Origin of the sequence: Streptomyces sp. S465 (genome assembly GCF_026898115.1) — a bacterium.
Lineage (GTDB): Bacteria > Actinomycetota > Actinomycetes > Streptomycetales > Streptomycetaceae > Streptomyces > Streptomyces luomodiensis.
The window spans coordinates 8,483,543-8,507,844 of the sequence record NZ_CP114036.1 but is presented as its reverse complement, the minus strand read 5'-3'; the positions used below and the strand labels follow the sequence as shown (position 1 = coordinate 8,507,844).

Below are 24,302 nucleotides of genomic sequence, written 5' to 3'. Positions count from 1 at the left end.
TTGCGGGGAGCGGTCCCGGCACCCCCTCCCCGCCGGGTGCCGGACGCGTGGTGGACGTCCTCGTCCCAGGGCGCTTGTGGCCGGGCGCGGTGACAGGTTGAGATCGTCGTCATGCGTACGACACCACCGGACTGGGACCACTGCGGAATCGACGCCACCGAGGAGGACCCCCTCGGCTGCCGGGGCGTCCGGACGGCCCGGGACGCGCCCTGTCTGGCCCATCTCGAACCGGGCGCCCGCGCCGCCCACTTGGCGGCGCGGGCGCCCGGGGACGGTATCGACTGCCGGGGTGTCACCTTCGACGCGGCGCTGCTGACCGCCGTCCTCGAGGTGGCGGTGTCCGACGACGGATGTGGTGTCTGCGACTTCACCGCCGCGCGCTTCACCGACGACGTCCTTTTGAGCGGGGCCCGGTTCGGCGGTGACATGGTCTTCGGCGACGCCCGGTTCGAGGGCCTGGTCGACCTGGACACCGTCCGGTTCGAGCGCGGGGCGTGGTTCCACGGCGCCCGCTTTCTGCGCCAGGCGTCCTTCGGCGGGACGCGTTTCGGGGCGGACGCCGGGTTCGGTGACGCGGTCTTCCACGAGCGGGCGTGGTTCGGCGCGGCCCGTTTCGAGGGGAAGGTGTGGTTCGACCGGACGCACTTCCACGGCGACGCCGTGTTCCTGAGCGCCCACTTCACCGCCACCAGCATGGCGTCCGTGATCTGCTCGGGAACGCTGTCGCTGGCGGACGCCACGTTCAGCAGGCCGCTGCGGCTCACCGCGGCGGCACGCCACATCGACGCGAGCGGGGCCCGCTTCGAGGGCCCGGTCACCCTCCGGGCCCGCTATGCGACGATCGACCTCACCGGGGCGCTGCTGACCCACCCGTGCGCGGTGGCCACCGACCACGCCGCCCCGGCGCGGCCGGCCGAGGCGGCGCTCGCCGCCGAGCGGGAGATCACCGTGGCGGTGGTGTCCGTCCAAGCCACCGACGCCGCGATGCTGCTGCTCGCCGACACCAACCTCAGCCGCTGTGTGTTCTCCGGCGCCCACCATCTCGACCAGCTCCGGCTGGAGGGGCGGTGGGACCTGGGCACCGTGCCGTCCGGGGTGCGCTGGCACCGTGGCATCCCCCGGTGGTGGAGCACCCGCCAGGTCATCGTGGAGGAGGCCCGGTGGCGCGCGCTGCCGCGCCGGCCGGCCGCGGCCCGGCTGGGCTGGCCGGCGCCACCGGACGACCCCGGCGCCACCCCGGGCCTCGCCACGCTCACCACCCTCTACCGGCAGCTGCGCAAGGCCCGCGAGGACGCCAAGGACGAGCCCGGGGCCGCCGACCTGTACTACGGGGAGATGGAGATGCGCCGCCACAGCCACCGGTGGCACCGCCCCGAGCGCTGGCTGCTCCAGGCCTACTGGCTGCTCTCCGGCTACGGGCTGCGCGCGGCGCGCTCGCTGGGCTGGCTGGTGTGCGCCATGGCCGTCACGACGGTGCTGATGACGGGCTTCGGGCTGCCGGACACGGCGGCGCGCCCGTATCCGTCCGGCTCCGGGCTGATCGGCAAGGGCCACCCCGAACTGCGCCGGCCGTTCGGCGAGCGGTTCACCGCGGACCGGGTCGACAAGGCCGTCGACGTGGTGCTGAATTCGGTGGTCTTCCGCTCCAGCGGCACCGAACTCACCCGGGCCGGTGGCTATCTGGAGAAGGCGTCCCGGCTGGGTGAGCCGGTGCTGTTCGGCCTCACCGTGCTGGCCGTCCGCGGCCGGGTCAAACGCGGGTGAAAGAACCGGCCCGCCGCTTGAGCGCACAGCCCCCGCGATCCGTATTCGCCGGTGCACGCACCGGCGGACACTGTTCCGCACCACGACCGGCGTCCCCGCCAGGAGGCTCCATGCGATCCCGGTACTTCGTGACAGGTACGTCCCTCCTCATCGGCTCCGTGGTGGTCACCCTCGGCGTGCTCATGTCGCCCGCCCTGACGGGTGTGCAGCAGGAGACCAAGGCGCATCTGGCGAGAACGCACTCGACGCCGTACGGGCCGCTCACCGGGGCCGACGAGGACTTCGTGGTCAAGGTCCGGCTGGCCGGGCTGTGGGAGTTCCCCTCCGGTGAGCTGGCGCTGAGGAAGGGCACCACCTCGGCGGTGAAGACGGCGGGTGAGCACCTGATCGTGGGGCATGCGCAGCTGGACGCCGCCGTACGGGACATCGCGCCCGAACTCGGCGTCCAGCTGCCCAACAAACCCACACCGCAGCAGCAGGGGTTCCTGGACACCCTGACGGCCGCCACGGGCAAGGACTTCGACGGCCGGATGGCGCAGATCCTGCGCATCACCCACGGCCAGATCTTCAGCTCCATCGCGAAGATCCGGGCGACCAGCGAGAACACGCTGGTGCGGCAGCTCGCCACGCAGGCCAACACCGTGGTGCTGGACCACATCACGCAGATGGAGAACACCGGGATGGTGGACTACGCCTCCCTGCCCGGCCAGATCACCGCGACGCCCACCCAGGGCCCGGACTTCACCAAGCCGGTCATGCCCGAGCCCGGTGAGCCCCTGGTGGTCCTGAAGGCGCCGCCCTCGCTCGCCGGGAAGGGGCAGGCGCCCACTCCGTCGCCGCCCGCCCCGGTCGACGACACCCCGGCGGTCTCCCCTTCCGCACCTGCCGTCCGGTGACGCTCAGCGCACCAGACAGGGACGCTTGTTGTCGAAGGTCCAGCCCGGGACGAGATAGCGCATCCCGACCGCGTCGTCCCGCGCCCCCAGCGCCTTCTCCTGGTAGAGGGCGTGGGCGGCGAGGAGCCGGTCCTTGTCGAGGGTGATGCCCAGTCCGGGGGCGTCGGGGATGGCGATCTCACCGCCGACGATCCGCGGCGGTTCGACGGTGAGCCGCTCCAGTCCCTCCTGCCAGATCCAGTGGGTGTCCAGGGCGTTGTACTCGCCCGGTGCGGCGGCTCCGCAGTGGGCCACCATGGCCAGGGAGATGTCGAAGTGGTTGTTGGAGTGGCAGCCCCAGGTCAGGCCCATCTCATGGCAGAGCTGGGCCACCCGGACCGACCCCTGGAGGGTCCAGAAGTGGGGGTCGGCCAGCGGGATGGACACGGACTGCAAGGCCAGCGCGTGGGTCATCTGCCGCCAGTCCGTGGCGATCATGTTGGTGGCCGTGGGCAGCCCGGTGGCGCGCCGGAACTCCGCCAGGATCTCCCGGCCCGAGTAACCGTCCTCGGCCCCGCACGGGTCCTCGGCGTAGGCGAGCGTGCCGGTCAGCGGCCGGCACAGTTCGATCGCCTCGCGCAGCGACCAGGCGCCGTTGGGGTCGAGGGTGATACGGGCCTCGGGGAAGCGCTCCTTGAGCGCCCGTACCGCCTTGACCTCCTCGTGTCCCTCCAGGACCCCGCCCTTGAGCTTGAAGTCGCGGAAGCCGTAGAGGTCGTAGGTGGCCTCGGCCTGGCGCACGATCGCCTCGGGGGTCAGCGCCTCCTCGTGGCGGATGCGGTACCACTCGGCGTCGGCGCCGGGTTCGCGCACGTACTCCAGGTCGGTCCGGTCGGGGTCGCCGACGTAGAACAGATAGCCCAGGACCCGTACCGCGTCGCGCTGCTGACCGTCGCCCAGGAGCGCCGCGACGGGCACCTGAAGATGCTGTCCCAGCAGGTCGAGCAGGGCCGACTCGACGGCGGTGACGGCGTGCACGGTGGTGCGCAGATCGAAGGTCTGGGCGCCCCGGCCCCCCAAGTCCCGGTCGCCGAACCGCTGCCCGATCTCGCGCAGCACCCGCTTGTAGTCGCCCAGCCGCGCGCCGACGACGAGGGACTCGGCGTCGCGCAGGGTCTGGGTGATCTTCTCACCGCCGGGGACCTCCCCCAGTCCGGTACGGCCCTCGGAGTCTTCGAGGACGACCACGTTGCGGGTGAAGTAGGGGCCGTGGGCGCCGGAGAGGTTCAGCTCCATGCTGTCCCGGCCGGCGACCGGATAGACGGAGAAGGAGGTGACGGTCGGCTGGCTCATCGCAGGGTCCTTGTATCGGAGGGAATCACATGTTGAGGGCTTCGAGGGTCCACTCGACGGCCAGGACGCCGCCGAGACCGAGGACCGCGAGCACGGTGGTGTAGGTGGTGCGCGCCTTGATGGCGTCGATGACGGAGAGGTTGAAGTACTCCTTGAACATCCAGAAGCCGGGGTCGTTCACATGGCTGAAGGCGATCGATCCACAGGAGACGGCGAGGACCATCAGCTCGGGGTGGACTCCGCTGTTCTCCAGGAGCGGCTGCACCACACCGGCCGCGGTGACCACGGCGACCGTGGCCGATCCGAGCGCCACCCGCAGGATGACGGCGATGAGCCAGGCGAGGATGATCGGCGAGATGGGCCAGTCGCCCATGACGTCCTTGATGTAATCGGAGATCCCGCCTTCGACCAGCACCTCCTTGAAGGCGCCGCCGGCCCCGATGACCAGCAGGATCATCGCCATCGCCTGGGCCGCGGAGTTGCAGGAGGCGCTGACCTCGCCCAGGCTCCGGCCGATCCGCGGGCCGAACGCCCACACGGCCAGCAGCAGGGTGATCATCAGGGCGACGGGCGCGGAGCCGATGAAGGTGATGAAGCGCAGGACGGGGCTGGAGCCGGACACGGCCATGTCGGTCACCGCGGCGCCGGCGATCAGCACCACCGGGACCAGGGCCACCGACAGCGACCAGCCCAGGCTCGGCATCTCCTCGTCGGTGAAGGTGCGCTCGGTGACCAGGCCCTTGGGGATCTGGGGGTCCATGGCCCGGACGAACGGGAGGCGCGGCCACACCAGGGCGATCAGCGCACCGGCCGGAATGGCGATGAACAGTCCGTAGAACAGGGTCAGGCCGACGGAGGCGTGGAAGGTCGAGGCCACCGCGGTGGGGCCGGGGTGGGGCGGCAGGAAGCTGTGCATGGTCGACAGGGCGATGGACATCGGGAGGCCGACCCACAGCAGGTTCTTCCGGGTGACCCGGACGATGGTGAACGCCACCGGCACGATGATGACGAAGGCCACCTCGTAGAACATGGTGACGCCGATGAGCATGGCGGTGACCACCATCGCCACCTGCACCCAGCGCAGTCCGAAGGTGTCGATGAGGGTGTTGGCTATCCGCTGGGCGGCGCCGGCGTCGCCCATCACCCGGCCGACCATGGCGCCGAGACCGACGACCAGCAGGGTGTCGCCGATCTGGCCCCCGACGCCCTCGGCGAGGACATCGGGGATCTTCTCCATCCCGACCCCCCGTACCAGCGCGACGCCGACGGCCACGAGGAGCAGGGCGATGAAGCCGTTGAGCTTCAGCTTGGTCATGAGGAACAGCAGGATCACCACGCTGATTCCTACGACGACTAGAGGCATGTCTCAGTTCCCCTTTGAACTGCTTCGCACTGCGGCCGGTGAGCGGGAAGCTCGAACGGATCGCCAGGCGGGCCGTGGAGTCCATATACATGCACTCCGTTTACATATGCAGATGGAGGTTAGAGGGGTGATCACCCTCGGTCAATGGGTCTGCCCGCGGATTCCGCATCGGCGGCCGACGAGCTTCTCAGCAAGCTAAGGTCGCCACACGATCTACGTCTAACTTAAAATTCGCATGCGTTGATACCGGGGGAGCATCGTTGTTCACGCTCATGCAACACGTCCGTGTCGCGGGCGACATGAAGGGGCGTTGATGCCCACCAGGACCCCCGGTGGCCTGCTGCGGCGCCACCGCGACTTCCGGCTGCTGTGGTGCGGCGAGACCGCCGGGAAGTACGGCGCGGCCGTCACCGGTGTGGCCATGCCGCTGATCGCCGTCTCCACGCTCACCGCGGACACCTTCGAGATCGGCCTGCTGACCGCCGCCGGCTGGCTCCCCTGGCTGGTCATCGGACTGCCCGCGGGCGCCTGGGTGGACCGGCTGCCCCGCAGACCGGTCATGCTGACCGCCGCGGCGGTCTCCCTGGTGCTGTTCGCCTGCGTCCCGGTGGCCGCCTGGTGCGGCCGCCTGAGCATCGGGCTGCTGCTGGCCGTCGCCCTGCTGACGGGCACCGCGGCGGTGTTCTTCCAGACCGCCTACAGCGCGTATCTCCCCGCCCTCCTGGACCCCGCCGACCAGCCCGAGGGCAACGCCGCACTGCACGGCAGCGCGTCCGCCGCGCAGATCGCCGGCCAGGGCTCCGGCGGCCTGATCGCTCAGCTGGCGGGCGCGGTGAACGGGATGTTCGTCAACGCCGCCACGTTCGCCGTCTCCCTCCTGTGCCTGACCGGCATCCGTTTCCGCGAACCGCGTGTCCCCGCGGCCGAGCGCCCTCCCCGGGCGCTGGTGCACGAGGTGGCCCAGGGGCTGCGGCTGATCACCCACGACCGGTGGCTGCGCACCCTGACGCTCTTCGCGGCCGCCTCCAACCTGGCACTGATGGGATACCAGTCGATCCGGGTCGTCTTCCTGGTCCGGACCGTCGGCCTGTCCCCCGGGCTGGTCGGCGGCCTCGTCGCGGCCGTCAGCCTCGGGGGCGTCACCGGGGCGTTCTGCGCACGCCGCGTCGCCGCCCGGGTCGGCGACGCACGGGCCACGCTCCTGTTCGAACTGGGGCTGGCCATGGGCGCCTTGCTCATGCCGATGACCACCGACGGGCCCGGCCTCGCGCTCTTCCTGGCGGGCGGCTTCTGCGTCACCGCCGGCGTGGTGGCCGGCAATGTCATCAAAGCCGGTTTCCAGCAGCGCTACTGCCCGCCGGAACTTCTCGGCCGGCTCACCGCGACATCATCGTTCGTCAGCTACGGCACGCTCCCCCTGGGAGCCCTGCTCGGCGGCGCGCTCGGCACCGCGCTGGGCCTGCGCACCGCGATGTGGATCACCACGGCGGGCATTCCGCTGGCCGGGCTGATCCTGCTCTTCTCCCCCGTCCGGCACGCCCGGGACCTTCCGGCGTCCGCTCCGCCGCACGGTCACGGAACACCCCGGGCGGACCGCGACGACGGGCCGGCCCTGCCCGGCCACCGCCCCCGTTGAGCGTCCACCGGCACGGGCGGCGCGCCCCCGTGGCCCGAGCTACGCTCGAACGGGAGGGACTCGGTCCGTCTTCGAAGGGAGCGTCACCGTGTCCGTCACACGACGCCCGTCGGCCCCGGCGGCGCTGCCCCGGCATCGTGACTGCCCCTTCGATCCGCCCGGCGCCTACGCGGCGTTGCGCGAGGAGGGCAGGGCCAGCCGGCTGGCCTTCCCGGACGGCACGGTGGGCTGGCTGCTCACCCGGTACGAGGACGTGACGCGGCTGCTGGCGGACGACCGGTTCAGCTCCGACCGCCGCCGGACCTCCTCCCCGGTGCACGCGTTTCCGGTCCGCCGGGACGATCGCCGCATGCTGGGCTCGTTCATCGGCATGGACCCACCGCAGCACACCCGCTACCGGCGGCTGCTGAGCAAGTGGTTCACCGCCCGGGGGATGCGCGGGCTGCGGCCCCGGATCGAGGAGATCGTCGAAGACCACCTGGCCGCGATGGAGCACGCCGGCCCGCCGGCCGACCTCGTGCCGTCCTTCGCCCAGCCGATCCCCTCGCTGGTGATCTGCGAGCTGCTGGGCGTGCCGTACGAGGACCGGGCCGACTTCCAGCGGTGGGCCACCGTGCTGCTCCGCCTCGGCCAGGACGAGGCGGAGGTCTACGCGGCCCGGGACGCGCTGTGGGAGTACATGCGGGAGCTGATCGACACCAAACGGCACCATCCGGACGAGGCGCTGCTGTCCCGTCTGGTGGTCGGCGACCACGGCACGCCCGGCGGCCCCGGCACCGCCAAAGCAGCCGGGCTGACCGACGAGGAGCTGACCGGGGTGGGCCTGCTGCTGCTCGTCGCGGGCCATGAGACCACGGCGAACATGCTGGCCCTGGGCACCTACGCCCTGCTGTGCCACCCCGAGCAGTCGCGCAGGGTGCGGGAGCGGCCCGAACTGGCCGAGCGCGCGGTCGAGGAGCTGCTGCGGTATCTGACCATCGTCCAGTTCGGCACGGTACGGGCCGCCCGGGAGGACCTGGAGATCGCCGGGGTACGGGTGCGCGCCGGGGAGACGGTGGTGGGCTCGATCGCCTCGGCCAACCGGGACCCGGCACGGTTCCCCGACCCCGACACCCTGGACGTCACCCGGGACGCGGCCGATCAGATCGCCTTCGGCCACGGCATCCACCAGTGCCTGGGCCAGCACCTGGCGCGGATGGAGATGAGCGCGGGCTATCCGGCCCTGCTGCGGCGCTTCCCCACGCTCCGCCTGGCGGTGCCGCCCGACCAGGTGCCGCTCCGTCACGACATGCTCGTCTACGGAGTCCACCGGCTCCCGGTCACCTGGGACCGGACCGCGCGCTGAGGCCGCTCCGGCCCGAAAAGGCACTTCGCAGGACGCATCCCCTTTTTCGGCGAGCCCGCGCGAGGCCAAGTCCTCGGCGCGGAAGGCGACTTGACCCCGGCCGCGGCATCGCCCCGCCCGCACCCACCCGCGACCGGCGCACCCCGCCCGCACCGCTCCGCTAGCATGATCGGCCCATGAGGAGTGCCCTCATCACCACCATCTAGTACATCGGCCAGACATTGACATCTAAAGCATCGCGGGTGTTCTCCCGAATAAGCAGCAGCACGAAGGCCACCGCGTGGCGTCAACCCCGGACGATGCTGTGGGCCACGGCCGGTGTGACGGCCCTCGGATTCTTCATCACGCTGGAGATCGTCGCGCGCCGCTACGGGCTGCCGGGGCCGATCACCAACCAGGTGAAAGAGGTGGTGTTCGCCCCCAAATCCGGTTTCCTGCTGTACGCCGGTATGGCGCTGATGATGGTGGTGCTCACCTGGCGGCAACGGTTCCTCGCGGCCGGTGCCGCGATCGGCATCGACGTCGTCTTCTTCCTGGTGCGGTGGGCGGCCGACGCACAGCCGACCGACGGCCACCCCTTCGGCAACGGCGCGCTGTGGGTCATCCTGGGCTGTGCGGTCATCGCCGTCACCCGCCGCACCGGCCCAGAACGCCTCCTGCTGCTGAAGGGCGTCGGGCTGGCCCTGCTGCTGGTGGCCGGCCGCAAGACCGGCGACACCTGGCTGCTCATCACCTCCAGGACCCGCCCGACGGTGCTCGACCCGTACGTGGCCACCGCCGATCACGCGCTGGGCAACCCCTCGTGGCTGGCGGGCCGGATCGTCCGGGCCACCGGCCCGATCGGCAGCCACATCCTCGACTACGTCTACATCCAGCTCGCGGTGGCCGCGGTCGCCGTCGCGATGTACCAGCTGCGCAAGGTGGCCGTCGAGCGCCGCTTCCCCCGCCACCACCTGGTGCGCACGTTCCTCGTGATCGGCCTCCTCGGACCGGGCATCTACATGATCTTCCCCGTGGTCGGACCGGTCTTCGCCTACGGCGCCGACGGCGGGCACTGGGCCGTGGCCGACCTGTGGCCGCACACACCGCCGCCGATCAGCACCCCGCACCCGGTGCCCTTCGACGAGATCACCCCACGCAACTGCATGCCCAGCCTGCACACGGCATGGGCCACCGCGATCTTCATCCACTCCCGCAAGGGCCCGCGGGCGCTGCGCTACGCGGGCACGTTCTGGCTGATCGCCACGCTCGGCGCGACGCTGGGATTCGGCTACCACTACGGCGTGGACCTCGTCGCCGGCGTGGTGTTCACGCTCACCATCGAGGCGGCGCTGCTCTCGCTCGCCCGCGGCTGGGACCGGTCGGGAACCCAGCTCGTCGTCTACGGCACGACGGTCTTCGCCGCGCTCTTGCTGTGCTATCGCTATCTGCCGGTGGAGATGGCCCAGGCACCCTGGCTGTTCGGACCGCTTCTCCTGCTGGCGATGGCCTCGGTGATCCAGGGCTACGTCCGGACCACCAGGCGGTGGGAACCGGCCGCCGCGCCGGCCCCGCGGCCGGAACCGCAGCCCGAACCGGTCTGAGCCGGGCGCTAGGCGACCGGCAGATCCGCCCACCAGGTGATGCCGTCGCGGCAGGCATGGCTGCCGTGGCGCGTCGACAGCGCGGTGACGATGCCGAGCCCGCGGCCGTGCTCATCGGGCTCGATGTCCTCGTCCGCCCGCTGGTCGGCGGGGACCGGGCCGCCGTCGATGACCTCGATCCGCACGGTGGAGCAGCCCTCGGACTCCGTCCGGCGCAGCCGCAGCACCGCCGGGGGCAGGGCGTGCAGGACCGCGTTGGTGACCATCTCCGAGATCACCATGAGCGCCTCGTCGAGCCGGTCGTCCGGCAGCTCCCACTCCGACAGCAGCGCGTGCGCCCGCCGCCGCACCGTGGCGACGGCCTCACACGCATGCGGGACCGGGAGGACATGACCGTCGCCCTCGTCCGCCGACGGCGGACGAGGGGCCTGGCCACCGGCACCGGCCGCCCCCGGCGCCGTCAGGGGGTCCGGGGCCGACACCTGGGCACCGATGAGCCGGGCACCGGACAGTTCGGCCATGCCCACGGCCTGCCCCACGACACCGGGCACCGGCAAGCTCAAGCGTTCCGCCACGTCTCCTCCTCTCCGAGCCGGGTACGTATCTCCGCCGGGTGTCCCATGAGTCACCTATCGGCATACTGGAGTCCTTGTCCTGATACGGACGCTATGGGGCTCACCCGACGGGGTCAACGAATCGCAGTCGGCATTACCGAACGTTTCGCGCCGTCGCCGACAGGCTGTGCCGCTGACCGACGAGCTACGATCGCGTCATGGCCGGCCCGGTGCAGTCCATCGAGCGGGCGGCGGCGATTCTGCGGCTGCTCGCCCAGGGCTCCGGACGGCTCAGTCTGGGCGAGGTGGCGGCCTCGCTCGGCCTCGCCAAAGGCACCGCGCACGGCATCCTGCGCACCCTCCAGAGCGTCGACTTCGTCGAACAGGACAAGGCCACGGGCAAGTACCAGCTCGGCGCGGCGCTGCTGCACCTGGGGACCAGCTACCTCGACATCAACGAGCTGCGGTCCCGCTCCATCAACTGGACCGACGCCCTGGCCGCCCGCAGCGGCGAGGCGGTGCGCATCGGCGTGCCCCTGGAAGGCAAGGTCCTCATCGTCCACCACGTCTTCCGGCCCGACGACACCTTCCAGACCCTGGACGTGGGCTCACTGCTGCCCCTGCACGCCAGCGCGCTGGGCAAGATCCTGCTGGCGTTCGGGGCGACCCCCCTGGAGCCGCTCATGGACCCCGAACCCGAGAGCTACACCCGGCACACGATCGTCTCCGCACACGCGCTGAACCGCGCGCTCAGCGAGATCCGGGAGACCGGATGGGCGGTCGCCACACAGGAAATGATGGTGGGCGAGGCGGATATCGCGGCGCCCATCCGCGGACAGGGCGGCCTGGTGGTGGGCGCCGTCGGCATCTCCGGCGCCATGGAACGCCTCTGCGACGGCAAAGGACGGCCCCACGCCTCACTCGTCGGGCTGACCCGTGACGCCGCCCGCGCCATCTCCCGCGACCTCGGCGCCGCCCGCTGGTGACCCCCACGCCCCCACGCCCCGCGCGGAACGCGCCCGAAGGCAGGCCAGGCCATGGTTGAACGCTATGTGATGTCCATCGACCAGGGCACCATGTCCACCCGGTGCATCCTCTTCGACCACCAGGGACGGCTGGTGTCGGTCGCCCAGCGAGAACACGAACAGCACTACGCCAAGCCCGGCTGGGCCGAGCACGACCCCACCGAGATCTGGTCCCAGCTGCGCCGCTCCGTCGTCCCCCGGGCCCTGGCGGGCGCGGGGATCGAACCCGGCCAGATCACCGCGATCGGCATCGCCAATCAGCGCGAGACCACGGTGGTCTGGGACCGCCGCACCGGCGTTCCGGTCAGCCACGCCATCACCTGGCAGGACACCCGCACCAGCGGCTACGTCGAGGAACTGCGGCGGACCACCGGGGACGACTTCTTCCTCGAACGCTGCGGCCTGTCACCCACCACCTACTTCTCCGCACCGCGGCTGCGCTGGCTGTTCGACCACCTCGACGGCCTGCGCGAACGCGCGGAACGCGGCGATGTGCTCTTCGGCACGATGGAGAGCTGGCTGATCTGGAACCTCACCGGAGGCCCCGACGGCGGCATCCACCTCACCGACGCCACCAACGCCAGCCGCACCATGCTCATGAACATCCGCACCCTGACCTGGGACGACGAACTACTGGCCTATTTCGACGTGCCCCGGGCCATGCTGCCGCGGATCCGCGCCTCCGCCGAGTGCTACGGCACGGCCCGCGCCCTGCTGCCCGGCGTCCCGATCTGCGCCGCCCTCGGCGACCAGCAGGCCGCGCTGTTCGGGCAGACCTGCTTCGGCCGCGGCGAGGCCAAATGCACCTACGGCACCGGCAGCTTCCTGCTGCTCAACACCGGCACCGACCTCGTACGCTCCCGGCACGGACTGCTCACCACGGTGGGCTACCGGATCGGCGACGAACCGCCGGTCTACGCACTGGAAGGCCCGATCGCCGTCACCGGCTCACTGGTGCAGTGGTTCCGCGACCGGCTGGGAATGATCCACAGCGCCCCCGAGATAGAGACCCTCGCCCGCGGTGTCGAGGACAACGGCGGCTGCTACATCGTCCCCGCCTTCTCCGGACTGTTCGCCCCGCACTGGCGCAGCGACGCACGCGGGGTGGTCGTCGGACTCACCTCGTACATCACCAAGGGACATCTGGCACGGGCCGTCCTGGAGGCCACCGGATGGCAGACCCGGGAGGTGGTCGACGCGATGAACGCCGACTCCCCGCAGCCCCTGCGTCAACTGAAGGTGGACGGCGGGATGACCTCCAACAATCTGCTGATGCAGTTCCTCGCCGACGTCCTGGACATGCCCGTGGTGCGCCCCATGGTCTCCGAGACCGTCTCCCTCGGCGCCGCCTACGCCGCCGGGCTCACCGCCGGCTACTGGCCGGACCTGGAGGGGCTGCGCCGCAACTGGCACCGCGCCGCCCAGTGGGAGCCCACCATGGACCCCGCGCGGCGGGAGGCGGAGTACGAGAACTGGCGGCGGGCGGTCCAGAGGTCGCTGGGCTGGGCCAGGCCATAGCCCGCTCCCGCGCGGGACGCGCCCCGGCACAGGACGCGCCGCGGCGGAGGAATCGACTCCGGTGGGGATGTGTGAGCTCCACACGCCGGGGTATTCGAGCCAGCCGCGGCTGTTGCAACGAGCCGCTCTGGGACCCAGAAACCCATGAAGACCTGAACCCGATCCATGGACGGAATCATGACCAGCCCTTCCGACGAAAGCGTCTCCGCCACCCAGCAGGCCCTCGGCGAGCTGGCGGCCGACCGGGCGGACGAGACGGCGCTGAACACCCTTGCCAACAGTGAGGTCCTGCTCCCCTCCGCCGAGACCGGCGAGGAGCCGGACCCGCAGGCCGTGACCCTGCCCGTGTTCCAGCAGGAGGACGGGGCGCAGCTGGTACCGGTCTTCACCACTCCGGCCCGGATGCACCAGGCCCTGCCGCAGATCGAGCGGTACCACCTGGTGCCGCTGGGAGCGCTGGCCCAGGGCTGGCCCTCCGAGGAGCTCTCGCTGACCATCGACGCGGGCGCCCCGGAGGCCGTCACCCTCTCGGCCAACGGCGTACGGACCCTGCTCAGCGGCTCCGGTCCGGCCGCCTGACCTCCTTCCCCCATCGCCCACGTCGGCCCGTGCCCGCACCCGTCGGGCACGGGCCGCGACGGCGCATGAACGGCGTCCACCGGGAGCCGCTTGGCACACTTTTTCCCGCCGGGTCCCCCACGGGCGGCCCTGCCAAGTGGTCACCCCCCGATCCATCGTCTACGGTCCCGTAGACATTCACCGGTGTACGGGAAGACCCCAGCGGGACGGGACACGTGAGCGCGATCAGCATCGGACAGGCCGTCATCCTCGGCGTCGTGGAGGGGGTCACCGAATTCCTCCCGATCTCCTCCACCGGCCACCTCAAGATCGCTGAAGGGCTGTTGGACATCCCGGTCGACGACACCTCCGTCGTGGCCTTCACCGCGGTGATCCAGGTGGGCGCCATCGCCGCCGTCCTGCTGTACTTCTTCCGCGACATCGTCCGCTACGTCACCGCGTGGGGGCGCGGGCTGGCCGACCGCGAGCAGAGGTACCACCACGACTACAAGTTCACCTGGTGGGTCATCTACGCCACGATCCCCATCGTGATCGTGGGCCTCGCGGCCAAACCCCTGATCGACGGCCCGCTCGCCTCCCTGTGGGTGGTGGCCGCCTCGCTGATCGGGGGCAGCGGGCTGATGTGGGCGGCCGACCGGATGGGCCGCCACAAGCGCGGCGAGGACGACACCGGCTTCAAGGACGCGATGCTGGTCGGCTGCGCGCAGATCCTGGCCCTGCTCTTCCCCGGCTTCTCCCGCTCGGGCGCCACGATGTCCACCGGTCTCATCCTGGACCTGGACCGGGTGGCCGCCACCCGGCTCTCCTTCTTCCTGGGCATCCCGTCGCTGACCGGCGCGGGGCTGTACGAGCTCAAGGACGCCATGGGCGGCGCGGTGGGCGCGGTGCCGCTCGCGGTGGGCACGGCGGTGTCCTTCGCCGTGGCGTACGCCTCCATCGCCTGGCTGCTGAAGTTCGTCGCCAAGCATTCGTTCAACGCCTTCGTGATCTACCGGATCGTCGTCGGTGTGGCGCTGCTGGGGCTGCTCGGCACGGGTGTGCTGAACGCCTGACGCCGTCCCCGAGCCGGCCCGGTGCGTCTGGGCCGGCTCGAGCCGGCCGTCCGCGACGATGTGCGGCGGTGCGTAGGCTCGTCCCATGGGTGACTTACTGCCGTACCTGATCGTCGCCGGTGTGCTCGCCGCGATCATGGGCTTCCTCGGCTGGGTGGCGTCCCTGGCCCGTCGCCGTGGTGCGACCGGCGCGGCCCTGCGGGCGGCCCTGGCCTCCCATGACGAGGCGTTCCGGGTGGCCGCCCACGACTCCCACCACGAGATCCGGGCGCAGGCGGAGCGCAAGGCGCCGATCCTCTCCCCCGACGGCCGGTGGACGCCGAGCCGCGCCCCGGCGGGCCGTCGGCCCTCCGGGACGCGGACCTCCCGGGCGCGGCGGGGGCTGCCGCGCCGGTTCGGCCGCCGGGCGCGGGCCCGCTGACAGCCCGGCGGGGCCAGGTCCTGTCCGCCAGATCTCGCCTGGCCGGCGACGCCTGGCACAGCGCCCCCGGCTACCGCTGGGAAGTGCCCCCGCACCAGACGCCGCGCGCACCGTCTCCGGCGGACGGCGCCAGGTGCCGGGCAGGGCCTAGGCGGCCGGGTAGTCGACGCCGAGGGTGACCTCCCGCCAGGTGTCGAAGGCGGTCCTGAGGGAGTCCAGCCTGGCCTGGGCGATGTCGTAGGCGGCCTTGCCCAGCAGCAGCCGCAGCGGGGGTTCTTCCGCCTCGACCACGCCGATGATGGCCTCGCTCGCCCGGACCGGGTCCCCGGGCTGCCGGCCATACGTGGCCAGGGTGCTGGTGCGCCGGGCGCCCGCGGTCCCGGCGTAGTCGTCGATGGTGGTGGCGGACTGCCGCATGGAGGGGCCGGACCAGTTGGTGCGGAAGGCGGCGGGCTCGACGATCGTCACCTTGATGCCCAGGGGGGCCACCTCGGCGGCGAGCGATTCGGAGAGGCCCTCCACGGCGAACTTGGTGGCGTGGTAGTAGCCGGTGGCGCCGAAGGCGGCCAGGCCGCCGAGGGAGGAGATGTTCACGATGTGGCCGGCGCGGCGGGCCCGCATGCCCGGCAGCACCGCGCGGGTGACGTCCACCAAGCCGAAGACATTGGTGTCGAACAGGGCCCGGACCTCCTCGTCCTCGCCCTCCTCGAGGGCGGCGAGGTAGCCGTAGCCGGCGTTGTTGACCAGGACGTCGATGCGGCCGAAGGCGGTTTCCGCCTCCTTGACGGCCTCCGTCACCCGCGCCGTGTCGGTGACGTCGAGTGCCAGGGCCAGCGCGCGGCCCTCGTGCCCGGCGACGATGTCGGCCACCTGCCGGGGGTCGCGGGCGGTGACCACCGCCCGGTGGCCGTGGTCGAGGACGGCGGTGGCGAGTGCCCGGCCCAGACCGGTCGAACAACCGGTGATGAACCAGACGGGCGAGTCATTGACGGTCATATGGAACGATCCTTCGTCGTGGTGCGATCGACACGGTGGGGCGCCTCCACCGCGTCGGCGGTGAGGCTGCCCAGCAGGGCCAGCGCCTGTTCGGAGGGGCTGCCCGGTTCGGCCTGGTAGACGATGAGCTGCTGGCCGGGGGCGCTGTTCACGGTCAGCGCCTCGTACTCCAGCGTCAGCTCACCGACCAGGCGGTGGCGGAAGCGCTTGGTCTCATGGGTCTTCTGACGGATGTCGTGGCGGGCCCACAGCCGCCGGAACGTCTCGCTCTTGAGCGACAGCTCACCGACGACGGCGATCAGTTCGGGATCCTCCTCGTCGATCCCGGCCGCCGCGCGCAGCCCGGCGACGGTGTTGACCGCCACCCGGTCCCAGTCGGGGTAGAACTCGCGCGCGTCCGGGTCGAGGAAGACCAGCCGCATCAGGTCCCGGCTGTGGGTGTGCCCGTCGAACAGGGCCCCGCCCAGGGCGTTGTGGGCCAGTACGGTCAGACAGCGCCCCAGGACCACGGCCGGTGTCCGCGGCCAGCCCTCCATCATCCGCAGCAGGGCCGGGCTCACCCGCTCCCGCCGCGCGGCCGGGCGGCGCCGGACGGGGGCCGGGCGGGCCAGCCGGTGCAGATGGGCCGCCGCGTCCTCCTCCAGCACCAGCGCGCGGGCCAGGGCCTCGACCACCTGAGCGGAGGGGTGCCGCTCCCGGCCCTGCTCCAGGCGTACGTAGTAGTCGGTGCTGACCCCCGACAGCAGGGCGACCTCTTCCCGGCGCAGCCCCGCCACCCGGCGTCGGGAGCCGGGCAGGATGCCCACGTCCTCGGGTCGCACCCGCTCACGGCGGGCCCGCAGAAAACGCCCCAGAGAGTTCTCGCTGTCCATGAAGGCGAGCTTAGGAGGGGGAACGCGGTGTATGGACCCCGTAAGGTGGCCGCGCTACTCCTAGTCTGAGGCCGGGACCATCGACGGAGGGGGCCGGGATGGACAGCCCGTCGCACGACGACGGCTCTGCGGAGAGCGGGGCGCGGGAGTACGGGGGGCGCAAGGTCGACCGGGGGCCGGACCAGGGCGGCTGCCCGGTGCTGCGCGGGCCGGACGGGGTCTGGCAGGTGTCCGGCTACGCCGAGGCCCGCACCGTGCTGCGCAGCACCGGCACCGTGCAGGCCGGGCTCGGCATCGAGACCGTGGAGAAGCTGCCGTCGCGGCTCCGGCGGCCGGTGCTCTACCGGGACGGGCCCGAACACCGTGCGGACCGGCGGCAGACGGCCCGGTTCTTCACCCCGCGCCGGGTGGACGAGCACTATCGCGAGATCATGGTCCGGGTGGCGGAGGCGCGGATCGACACCATCCGGGAGACCGGCCGGGGCCAGCTCGCCGAGGCGGGTTTCCATCTGGCGATCGAGGTGGCCGGTGCGGTGATCGGCCTGACCGAGAGCCGGCCGGGGATCCAGGAGCGGCTGGAGCGGTTCTTCCCCGAGGAATTCGGCACCCCGGGGCTGACCAGTCTGCGCGGAATCCGATGGCTGTTGCGGGGATACGCGAACTGGCTGCGGGTCTACTGGGGTGATGTCCGCCCGGCCGTACGGGCCCGGCGACGGCGGCGGCGCGACGACCTGATCTCCCATCTGCTGGATGAGGGGTGCTCGGCCGGCGAGATCCTGGGGGAATGTCTCACCTTCGCCGCCGCGGGGATGGTCACCACCCGGGAGTTCGTCACTGTGGCGGCGTGGCATCTGTTCGACGACGCCGCGCTGCTGGCGCGGTACCGGGCGGCCGACGAGCCCGGCAGGATCGCGATCCTCCAGGAGATCCTGCGGCTCGAACCGGTCATCGGCCGGCTCCGCCGCCGGACCACCGCCCCGCTCCGGCTGCCGGGCGGCGGGGAACCGGGGGCGGAGGTGACGATTCCGGCCGGGGAGCTGGTCGACGTCGTCCTCCACCGCGCCAATCTCGACGGCCGTACGGTGGGTGAGCGGCCGGAGCGGCTCCGTCCGGGCCGCCCGATGGCCGCGGGCGCCGGGGCGCCGGGGCTGTCCTTCGGGGACGGTGCGCACACATGCCCCGGAGCCCCGGTCGCGCTCCTGGAGACGGACGTCTTCCTCAGCCGCCTGTTCGCCCTGCCCGGCATCCGTATGACGACCCCGCCCAGGGTCGGCTTCAAGGACCCGATCGCCGGCTATGAGCTGCGCGGCTGTACGGTCGAACTCACCGGCCGCCCCTGACCACCGCGGTCCGTGGCCGCTACGGCCGGGGGGCGGCGCTGAGCCCGTCCAGGGTGAGGTCGAGCAGACGGTCGGCCTGCTCCCGCTGTTCGGGCTTGCCCGAGGCGAGGGCGATACCGGTGAGCGCGGCGAACATGTCGGTGGCGCCGATGTCCGACCGGATCGCACCGGCCGTGACGGCGGCGTCCATCAGCCGCGTCAGAGCGTCCTGGATCATCTCGTGGCTCTGGGCGTAGGGGTTGACGCCCGACGCGACGACGCCCCGCAGCGCGTCCGCCATGCCCAGCTTGGCGTTGGCGTAGTCCATGAAACGGCCCAGCCAGGCGCGCAGGGCCTCGCGCGGGGGCAGGGTCGCCAGCAGTTCGGGGGCGGCGGCACAGAGCCGGGCGAGTTCGTTGCGGTAGGCGGCCTCGATCAGCAGCTCCCGGGTCGGGAAGTTCCGGTAGAGGGTGCCGGTGCCCACGCCCGCCTCCTTGGCGATGCGCTCGAGGCGGGCGTCCAGCCCTTCCTCGGCGAACACCCGCACCGCCGTGGAGAGGATCTTCTCCCGGTTGCGCTGTGCGTCGGCCCGCAGGGGGCGCCCTGGGTCTCTGGCCATCGGCGGCTCTCTCCTCGATTCGTGTTGCTAAGCGGAGGGACTTCCACTTAGGCTTCGGTGAAGTGGCGGCGCCTCCACTTAGCACTGTAGTCCATCGCCACCTCCCCCTTTTTCTTCTTGGAAGGACCCATGATGTCGGGTATCGAAGGCAAGGTCGTCGCCATTACGGGCGCGAGCAGCGGCATCGGCGAGGCGACCGCGCTGCTGCTCGCCGAGCGCGGCGCGAAGGTCGTCCTCGGCGCGCGGCGGTCGCACCGCATCGAGGCGCTGGCGGACCGGATCGCGGCGGCGGGCGGCGAGGCGGTCCCGGTCGTCACGGATGTCAAGCGGCGCGAGGATCTGTCCCGGCTGGTCGCGACGGCACGGAGACGGTACGGACAGCTCGATGTCCTGGTCGGCAACGCCGGTATCAGCCCGATCTCCGCCCTCGACGATCTGCGCGTCGCGGACTGGGAGGAGATGGTCGACGTCAACATCAAGGGGGTGCTGTACGGCATCGCCGAAGCGCTGCCCGTCTTCCGCGCGCAGGGCTTCGGGCATTTCGTACACACCCTCTCCACCGCCGGGCTGACCATCGTCCCGACGATGTCGGTCTACGCCGGCACCAAGAACGCCGTACGGGCCATCTCCGAAGGGCTGCGCCAGGAGGCCGGCGAGACGCTGCGGGTGACCACCGTCTCGCCCGGGTTCACCCGGACGGAACTCGCGGATTCCATCACCGACCCGGCCACGCGGAGCGGGATACAGGAGGGCATGGACAAGATCGCGATGTCCCCGGACGCCATCGCCCGCGCCATCGCGTTCGCCATCGAGCAGCCGGCCGGTGTCGACGTCGGGGAGATCGTGGTCCGCCCCACCGCACAGAGCTGACGTCCGCGCCCGGCGGTCAGCCACCGGGGGTGCGGCCGGTGTCCAGGAGCGCGGCATGGACGGCGGCGGTGAGCACCACGGCCGCGAGCGTCCAGGAGATCCAGTCGCCCGGGTCCGGCAGCCACTGCCGGCCGAGCGCGAGCGGATAGATGACCGCCGCGTACGCCGCCGGTACGGTGCGCGGCACGATCCCCTTACGGGCGGCGAAGAGGAATAACAGCGGCGCCAGCAGACCGGCGGAAAAAACCACTCCGGTCACCCACAGCGCCCGGTGCCGCCGACCGCTGTACAGAGCGGGCCGTGCGGATACCCCGGCGGGATATTCGTTCACGATCGCCTTTCGTTCGGTGCGGAGTGCAGACGATTGAGCGTGTGATGCGCGCTCACGGCGCCGATGCCATCCAGATCGCGAAGCTGGCGCGCGGAGAAACTGGACAGGAGTTCGATATTATCGATACCTGCTCTGAGTAATGCATTGGCCAAACGATGGCCGATTCTGTCGTGTCCCAGGACGTCGAAGAGTTCACCGCCCTCACAGGAACCGCAGCGGCCTCCGGATGCGGCCGGAGCCGTTTCCCGGGCCCCGCACCCACCGCACATATCGATCACCCGGCCATCCCATCGCGTCCTGGACCAGCTCATTCGGACGATGGAGGCGCGGAGCGCACCTACGCTGTCGGCCGCGGAAGAGGAATGAGTGGCACCACAGATGTCACATCTCATGGTGATCGAATGACTCATGTGAGCATGATGACAGAGCGGCGTCCAACGGGCCTTCCGTGCCATCGCTTTGCGGCCGCACGCCCGCCCACCGGCACATGCGTTTCTCACAGCCGCTTGATGACAAATGCGACTGTTATGCCGACCGCAGTGGTGAAAGCGTGAACCATCAGTGGACAGCGAAGAGTCCGGGGGGTCCGCGCGAGCCGTCGTCAGCGGCTTGATTCCCGTCGAAAACGCCGCGACACCGACGACGTCGATGACGCCGACGGGGACGGGAAACGCACCAGAAGCAATCCGGGAACCGGCCGAGTGCTGTCACCCCGAGCTCCACCGGGCTCACTTGACCGACAACGGAAACGGCTGGGTGATGAGAGACAACGCCACGGACAAAGGTGCGGCCGATACGCGCAGGCGCCGGCACCGGCGATGGCGTATATCCGCGGCACTGGGTCTGTCGGCGGTGCTGGCGGGCGGTGGGATCGCCGCCCTCGAAGCGGGCGGATCGCCCGCGCCCGACGCCCCGGAGCCGGCGGCCGTCGTCGCCGCGCACTCGGGCCGGCTGACGCCGAAGGAGTCGCGCGAGGCGGCCCGGATCGCCCGCGCCGCCGCCACCCGGCCGGACACCACGCCCACGGCGGGCGATCAGGGCGCCGAGAAGGGGAAGACCGGCGGGGAGCGGAACGCCGCGGGCGGCGCGGGCGCCGAGCCGCTGGACATCCGCCGCCCGCCCCGGGACAAGTCGGCCTCCCCGGCCCCGGACAGCCGGGCCGAGGTCCAGCTCTACGACTACGCCTCGGACACCCTGATCACCCGGCTGGTCGATCTGCGCTCCAAGAAGGTCGTGCACGCCACCCGTCAGCACGGCGTCCAGCCGCCTCCCACCCTGGCCGAGGCCCGTGCGGCGGTGCGGATCGTCCTCGCCGACCGGCGGCTCGGCCCCGGAATGCGCGACGCCTACGCCTCGGCGACCGGGAAGCGGCTGACCTCGCCGTCCCAACTGCGCCTGCAGAGCATGGCGTTCATCGGCTCCCGCGCCAAGGGGGTGGACGGCGCCCGGAAGGTGTCCCAGTGCGGTGAGCACCGCTGTGTGCAGCTCTTCGTACGCGTTCCGGACGGCAAGTGGATCGACACCAGCCGGATCGTCATCGATCTGTCGGCCGGGCGCGCCGCCGTCATCGGCCTGTGAGGGGGACGTTGTCCGTGTCCAGTCTGTTCCGGCGTGCCCGGGTGCTGATCGCCGCGGTGGGACTGCTGGCCCTGTGGGTGCCGGGCCCGGCGTCCGCCGCCCCGGCGAGGGCCTCGGCGGACGCCCCGTCCTGCCCCGCCGCGGAGCGCATCGACACGACGCTGAAGAACGGTGCCCGGTGGCAGATGTGCTGGGACATCGACCGCAACACCGGTGCGGTGCTGAGCGATGTCGTCTACACACCGAACCGCGGCACCGCCACCCGGGTCCTGAAGAGCGCCTCGCTGGCCGAGGTCCATGTGCCCTACGACAGCGGTCAGCCGCGTTTCTACGACGTCTCCGCGATCGGCTTCGGCGATCTGGAACAGGGGACGCTCACCCGGCTCAGTGAGAAGGACTGCCCCACCGGGCAGCTGCGCGACGTCCAGGACACCCCGGTGCTGTGCGTCGAGGAGCAGCCCCGGCCGTTCGCGTACAAGAGCGCAGTGGAGAAAGGGGTACTGCACGGCACCGACCTGGTCGTCTTCTCGGTCTCCGAGATCGGCTGGTACGACTACATCACCGAGTGGCGCTTCGCGGACGACGGCTCCATCACGCCCCGCTCGGGCGCCACCGGAAGCCTCTCGCCGTTCCAGTTCTCCGACGCGGGCAGCGGCTGGCCGACCGGGGTGGGCTCCACCCGGTTCAGCGAGAACCACTCGCACAACATCTTCTGGCGGCTGGACTTCGACGTCGACGGGGCGTCGGAGAACACCGTGGAGCAGTACGACTACCCGGGCAGCGGTACGGCGAAGCGCACCACCGAACGCACCGTGCTGTCCAAGGAGACCGCCGCAGACCTCGCGCCCACCCGCTTCTGGCGGGTGGTCAACCCCGCCGCCGAGAACACCGACGGCCACGCCAAGTCGTGGGAGATCGACAACCACGAGAGCGATCAGTACCGGGGGCCGAGCGAGACCGAGGAGTTCACCCACCACGACATGTACTTCACGCAGTACCGGGAGTGCGAGCGGCTGGCCTACGGCAACACCGCCCCCGGCTGCGCGGCCTCGGTCGACACGTACACCGACGGCGAGCGGCTCACCGACCCGGTCGCCTGGGTCAGCGTCGACTTCCACCATGTGCCCAGGGACGAGGACCAGGACCCCATGCCCACCCACTGGCAGGGGTTCCGGATCGTACCCCGGGATGTCACGGCCACCAGCCAGCTGCCATGACCCGGCTCCCGTCGTCCGTCCCGTCCCCCGGCAAGGAGTGCACCGTGTTACATCCGACCCCGGCACCGTCCGGCGAGGAGCGGTCGAAGATACGCCGCGTCCTCGAGGAGCGCCTGACCGCCCTGGCCCGCGCCCATCGGGTGCCCGGGGCCCAACTCGCCGTGCACGGCGGCGGTTCGACGCTCGCCGTGCAGACCGGCGTACTGGACGCGGACACCGGGGAGCCGTTCACCGCCGACACCGCCGTGCCGATCGGCTCGGTCACCAAGGCGTACACCGCGACCGTGGTGATGCTCCTGGTCGCCGACGGTGATGTGGAGCTGGACGACCGGCTCGGCGACCATGTGCCGGAGCTGCGGCGGGCCGGTCCGCCGTGCACGGTGCGCCAGGTGCTCAGCCACACCGCGGGGCTGCCGTCCGGGCCCGACTCCGACCAGGTGGCCTCGGTGACCGCCGCCCGCTATCTGCTGGACCACTGCACCGACCGCACCCTGGTGATGCCCCCGGGGACGGACTTCTCCTACTCCAACGCGGGCTATGTGGCGGCGGGCCGGCTGATCGAGACGGTCACCGGGATGAGCTGGCAGGAGGCCGTGCGGTCGATCCTGCTCGCTCCGCTGGGCACCGTGCCGTCCTTCATCGGCGTGGCCGGCCCCCCGCACCGGCCCACGGCGCGCGGCCACTCGGCCAATACGGTGACGGGCCGGACCATGCCGGTACGGCAGAACCTCGCCCCCGCCGAGGCCGCGGCCGGTGCGCTGCGGGCCGGGGCGCTCGATCTGGTGGCGCTGGGCCGGGCCCATCTGGGCGACGGCTCCCCGGGGTCGCTGCCCCGCGAGCTGGCCGAGGAGATGCGCCGGCCCGTGCCCGGCGCCGACCCCGGTGTGCTGGCCGACGGCTGGGGGCTGGGGTGGGCGCTCTTCCGGCGCGGCGAGGCGCTGTGGTTCGGGCATGACGGCAACGCCCAGGGCACCTGCTGCCACCTGCGGGCCGACCCCGCCACGGGGGTGGTGGTGGCCTTCACCGCCAACGCGGGCAGCGGCACCGGGCTGTGGGACGAACTGACCGGCGTCCTCGAGGAGACCACCGGCATCCGGGTGCCCGCCACCCCGGCCCCGCGCCGCCCGGCCACCCCCATGGCCGCGACCTCGCAGTGCACCGGCATCTACCTCAACGGCGACATCGAGTACCAGGTGACCATCGGCGACGGCGGCGGCCTCGCCGTGTCCGTGGACGGCGACCTCCCCGCGCCACTGGTCTGCCACGAGGACCTCACCTGCGATCTGGTGGACCCGTCCACCGGACGCCGGATTCCCGGCGGACGCTTCGTCCGCGATCCGCGGACCGGCGCCGTCGACCGGATTCAGCTCTCGGGCCGGATGGCCCGGAAAAGCGCCCTGGTCTGAGGGTCCCCCACCCCTCACGCCGCCCG

At 71.5% G+C, this 24,302-nt stretch carries 23 protein-coding genes; 15 read left to right on the top strand and 8 right to left on the bottom strand.

Features of this window, described 5'->3' with window-relative positions; translation table 11 throughout:
- The first annotated feature begins 111 nt into the window (after positions 1–111).
- Entirely contained in the window at positions 112–1,764 is a 1,653-nt protein-coding gene (locus tag N6H00_RS35790; RefSeq protein ID WP_268976017.1) for a pentapeptide repeat-containing protein, read from the top strand.
- A 110-nt stretch (positions 1,765–1,874) separates the two neighbouring features.
- Positions 1,875–2,660: a DUF4142 domain-containing protein gene (locus N6H00_RS35785; RefSeq protein WP_268976016.1), complete on the top strand. Its 786-nt coding sequence runs from the start codon at positions 1,875–1,877 to the stop codon at positions 2,658–2,660.
- A gap of 3 nt (positions 2,661–2,663) precedes the next feature.
- Here N6H00_RS35785 and N6H00_RS35780 read toward each other — a convergent pair whose 3' ends face one another.
- The gene (locus tag N6H00_RS35780; protein ID WP_268976015.1) at positions 2,664–3,992 is read right to left on the bottom strand and encodes an enolase C-terminal domain-like protein; all 1,329 of its coding nucleotides are present in this window, start codon (positions 3,990–3,992) and stop codon (positions 2,664–2,666) included.
- 25 nt (positions 3,993–4,017) lie between these two features.
- Entirely contained in the window at positions 4,018–5,355 is a 1,338-nt protein-coding gene (locus N6H00_RS35775) for a gluconate:H+ symporter (RefSeq protein WP_268976014.1), read from the bottom strand.
- 313 nt (positions 5,356–5,668) lie between these two features.
- On the opposite strand from N6H00_RS35775, the gene N6H00_RS35770 reads away from it, so the two are divergent.
- The 3 genes from N6H00_RS35770 (at position 5,669) to N6H00_RS35760 (ending at position 9,919) form a co-directional block, all read left to right on the top strand.
- Positions 5,669–6,991, top strand: a complete 1,323-nt coding sequence (locus tag N6H00_RS35770; protein ID WP_268976013.1) for an MFS transporter — start codon at positions 5,669–5,671, stop codon at positions 6,989–6,991.
- A gap of 88 nt (positions 6,992–7,079) precedes the next feature.
- Positions 7,080–8,336, top strand: coding sequence for a cytochrome P450 (locus tag N6H00_RS35765; RefSeq protein WP_268976012.1), 1,257 nt, complete (start codon positions 7,080–7,082; stop codon positions 8,334–8,336).
- Positions 8,337–8,635: 299 nt separating this feature from the next.
- Positions 8,636–9,919, top strand: a complete 1,284-nt coding sequence (locus N6H00_RS35760) for a phosphatase PAP2 family protein (protein ID WP_268976011.1) — start codon at positions 8,636–8,638, stop codon at positions 9,917–9,919.
- A gap of 8 nt (positions 9,920–9,927) precedes the next feature.
- On the opposite strand, the gene N6H00_RS35755 is transcribed toward N6H00_RS35760, so the two are convergent.
- A complete protein-coding gene (locus tag N6H00_RS35755; protein ID WP_268976010.1) occupies positions 9,928–10,494 on the bottom strand; it encodes an ATP-binding protein in 567 nt (188 codons plus the stop codon).
- Between the two features lie 197 nt (positions 10,495–10,691).
- Between N6H00_RS35755 and N6H00_RS35750 the strand changes: the two genes are divergently transcribed.
- The 5 genes from N6H00_RS35750 (at position 10,692) to N6H00_RS35730 (ending at position 15,068) form a co-directional block, all read left to right on the top strand.
- Complete coding sequence (locus tag N6H00_RS35750; protein ID WP_268976009.1) at positions 10,692–11,459, top strand: IclR family transcriptional regulator; 768 nt, start codon at positions 10,692–10,694, stop codon at positions 11,457–11,459.
- A gap of 51 nt (positions 11,460–11,510) precedes the next feature.
- The gene (gene glpK, locus N6H00_RS35745) at positions 11,511–13,016 is read left to right on the top strand and encodes a glycerol kinase GlpK (RefSeq protein WP_268976008.1); all 1,506 of its coding nucleotides are present in this window, start codon (positions 11,511–11,513) and stop codon (positions 13,014–13,016) included.
- A 177-nt stretch (positions 13,017–13,193) separates the two neighbouring features.
- On the top strand, positions 13,194–13,595 hold the full coding sequence (locus N6H00_RS35740; protein ID WP_268976007.1) for an SseB family protein: 402 nt from the start codon (positions 13,194–13,196) through the stop codon (positions 13,593–13,595).
- A gap of 215 nt (positions 13,596–13,810) precedes the next feature.
- On the top strand, positions 13,811–14,647 hold the full coding sequence (locus N6H00_RS35735; protein WP_268976006.1) for an undecaprenyl-diphosphate phosphatase: 837 nt from the start codon (positions 13,811–13,813) through the stop codon (positions 14,645–14,647).
- Between the two features lie 85 nt (positions 14,648–14,732).
- The gene (locus N6H00_RS35730) at positions 14,733–15,068 is read left to right on the top strand and encodes a hypothetical protein (protein WP_268976005.1); all 336 of its coding nucleotides are present in this window, start codon (positions 14,733–14,735) and stop codon (positions 15,066–15,068) included.
- A 147-nt stretch (positions 15,069–15,215) separates the two neighbouring features.
- On the opposite strand, the gene N6H00_RS35725 is transcribed toward N6H00_RS35730, so the two are convergent.
- Both N6H00_RS35725 and N6H00_RS35720 read right to left on the bottom strand, forming a co-directional pair.
- Positions 15,216–16,064 (bottom strand): oxidoreductase, encoded by an 849-nt coding sequence (locus tag N6H00_RS35725; protein WP_268976004.1) that lies wholly within the window; start codon positions 16,062–16,064, stop codon positions 15,216–15,218.
- Complete coding sequence (locus tag N6H00_RS35720) at positions 16,061–16,936, bottom strand: helix-turn-helix transcriptional regulator (RefSeq protein ID WP_268976003.1); 876 nt, start codon at positions 16,934–16,936, stop codon at positions 16,061–16,063. The genes N6H00_RS35725 and N6H00_RS35720 overlap by 4 nt, the downstream gene beginning before the upstream one ends.
- 98 nt (positions 16,937–17,034) lie before the next feature.
- Between N6H00_RS35720 and N6H00_RS35715 the strand changes: the two genes are divergently transcribed.
- Complete coding sequence (locus N6H00_RS35715) at positions 17,035–18,276, top strand: cytochrome P450 (RefSeq protein WP_268976002.1); 1,242 nt, start codon at positions 17,035–17,037, stop codon at positions 18,274–18,276.
- A gap of 19 nt (positions 18,277–18,295) precedes the next feature.
- On the opposite strand, the gene N6H00_RS35710 is transcribed toward N6H00_RS35715, so the two are convergent.
- Positions 18,296–18,874: a TetR/AcrR family transcriptional regulator gene (locus N6H00_RS35710; RefSeq protein WP_268976001.1), complete on the bottom strand. Its 579-nt coding sequence runs from the start codon at positions 18,872–18,874 to the stop codon at positions 18,296–18,298.
- A 132-nt stretch (positions 18,875–19,006) separates the two neighbouring features.
- On the opposite strand from N6H00_RS35710, the gene N6H00_RS35705 reads away from it, so the two are divergent.
- On the top strand, positions 19,007–19,744 hold the full coding sequence (locus tag N6H00_RS35705; protein ID WP_268976000.1) for an SDR family oxidoreductase: 738 nt from the start codon (positions 19,007–19,009) through the stop codon (positions 19,742–19,744).
- 16 nt (positions 19,745–19,760) lie between these two features.
- On the opposite strand, the gene N6H00_RS35700 is transcribed toward N6H00_RS35705, so the two are convergent.
- Positions 19,761–20,075: a hypothetical protein gene (locus N6H00_RS35700; RefSeq protein ID WP_268975998.1), complete on the bottom strand. Its 315-nt coding sequence runs from the start codon at positions 20,073–20,075 to the stop codon at positions 19,761–19,763.
- Positions 20,072–20,485: a helix-hairpin-helix domain-containing protein gene (locus N6H00_RS35695; protein WP_268975997.1), complete on the bottom strand. Its 414-nt coding sequence runs from the start codon at positions 20,483–20,485 to the stop codon at positions 20,072–20,074. The genes N6H00_RS35700 and N6H00_RS35695 overlap by 4 nt, the downstream gene beginning before the upstream one ends.
- Positions 20,486–20,834: 349 nt before the next feature.
- Between N6H00_RS35695 and N6H00_RS35690 the strand changes: the two genes are divergently transcribed.
- The 3 genes from N6H00_RS35690 to N6H00_RS35680 are packed head-to-tail and all read left to right on the top strand — an operon-like array spanning position 20,835 to position 24,276.
- Positions 20,835–21,653 carry a hypothetical protein gene (locus N6H00_RS35690; protein WP_268975996.1) on the top strand — a complete coding sequence of 273 codons (819 nt, stop codon included), beginning with the start codon at positions 20,835–20,837 and terminating at the stop codon, positions 21,651–21,653.
- Between the two features lie 14 nt (positions 21,654–21,667).
- Complete coding sequence (locus N6H00_RS35685) at positions 21,668–22,870, top strand: copper amine oxidase (RefSeq protein ID WP_268975995.1); 1,203 nt, start codon at positions 21,668–21,670, stop codon at positions 22,868–22,870.
- 44 nt (positions 22,871–22,914) lie between these two features.
- Positions 22,915–24,276, top strand: coding sequence for a serine hydrolase domain-containing protein (locus tag N6H00_RS35680; protein WP_268975994.1), 1,362 nt, complete (start codon positions 22,915–22,917; stop codon positions 24,274–24,276).
- Positions 24,277–24,302 lie beyond the last annotated feature (26 nt).

What these genes read in the sequence shown, in the direction of transcription:
- N6H00_RS35790 (WP_268976017.1), top strand. Translation starts at nt 112, where the DNA reads ATGCGTACGACACCACCGGACTGGGACCACTGCGGAATCGACGCCACC.
- N6H00_RS35785 (WP_268976016.1), top strand. Translation starts at nt 1,875, where the DNA reads ATGCGATCCCGGTACTTCGTGACAGGTACGTCCCTCCTCATCGGCTCC.
- N6H00_RS35780 (WP_268976015.1), bottom strand. Translation starts at nt 3,992, where the DNA reads ATGAGCCAGCCGACCGTCACCTCCTTCTCCGTCTATCCGGTCGCCGGC.
- N6H00_RS35775 (WP_268976014.1), bottom strand. Translation starts at nt 5,355, where the DNA reads ATGCCTCTAGTCGTCGTAGGAATCAGCGTGGTGATCCTGCTGTTCCTC.
- N6H00_RS35770 (WP_268976013.1), top strand. Translation starts at nt 5,669, where the DNA reads ATGCCCACCAGGACCCCCGGTGGCCTGCTGCGGCGCCACCGCGACTTC.
- N6H00_RS35760 (WP_268976011.1), top strand. Translation starts at nt 8,636, where the DNA reads ATGCTGTGGGCCACGGCCGGTGTGACGGCCCTCGGATTCTTCATCACG.
- N6H00_RS35750 (WP_268976009.1), top strand. Translation starts at nt 10,692, where the DNA reads ATGGCCGGCCCGGTGCAGTCCATCGAGCGGGCGGCGGCGATTCTGCGG.
- glpK (WP_268976008.1), top strand. Translation starts at nt 11,511, where the DNA reads ATGGTTGAACGCTATGTGATGTCCATCGACCAGGGCACCATGTCCACC.
- N6H00_RS35740 (WP_268976007.1), top strand. Translation starts at nt 13,194, where the DNA reads ATGACCAGCCCTTCCGACGAAAGCGTCTCCGCCACCCAGCAGGCCCTC.
- N6H00_RS35730 (WP_268976005.1), top strand. Translation starts at nt 14,733, where the DNA reads ATGGGTGACTTACTGCCGTACCTGATCGTCGCCGGTGTGCTCGCCGCG.
- N6H00_RS35725 (WP_268976004.1), bottom strand. Translation starts at nt 16,064, where the DNA reads ATGACCGTCAATGACTCGCCCGTCTGGTTCATCACCGGTTGTTCGACC.
- N6H00_RS35720 (WP_268976003.1), bottom strand. Translation starts at nt 16,936, where the DNA reads ATGGACAGCGAGAACTCTCTGGGGCGTTTTCTGCGGGCCCGCCGTGAG.
- N6H00_RS35715 (WP_268976002.1), top strand. Translation starts at nt 17,035, where the DNA reads ATGGACAGCCCGTCGCACGACGACGGCTCTGCGGAGAGCGGGGCGCGG.
- N6H00_RS35710 (WP_268976001.1), bottom strand. Translation starts at nt 18,874, where the DNA reads ATGGCCAGAGACCCAGGGCGCCCCCTGCGGGCCGACGCACAGCGCAAC.
- N6H00_RS35705 (WP_268976000.1), top strand. Translation starts at nt 19,007, where the DNA reads ATGTCGGGTATCGAAGGCAAGGTCGTCGCCATTACGGGCGCGAGCAGC.
- N6H00_RS35695 (WP_268975997.1), bottom strand. Translation starts at nt 20,485, where the DNA reads ATGAGTCATTCGATCACCATGAGATGTGACATCTGTGGTGCCACTCAT.
- N6H00_RS35690 (WP_268975996.1), top strand. Translation starts at nt 20,835, where the DNA reads ATGAGAGACAACGCCACGGACAAAGGTGCGGCCGATACGCGCAGGCGC.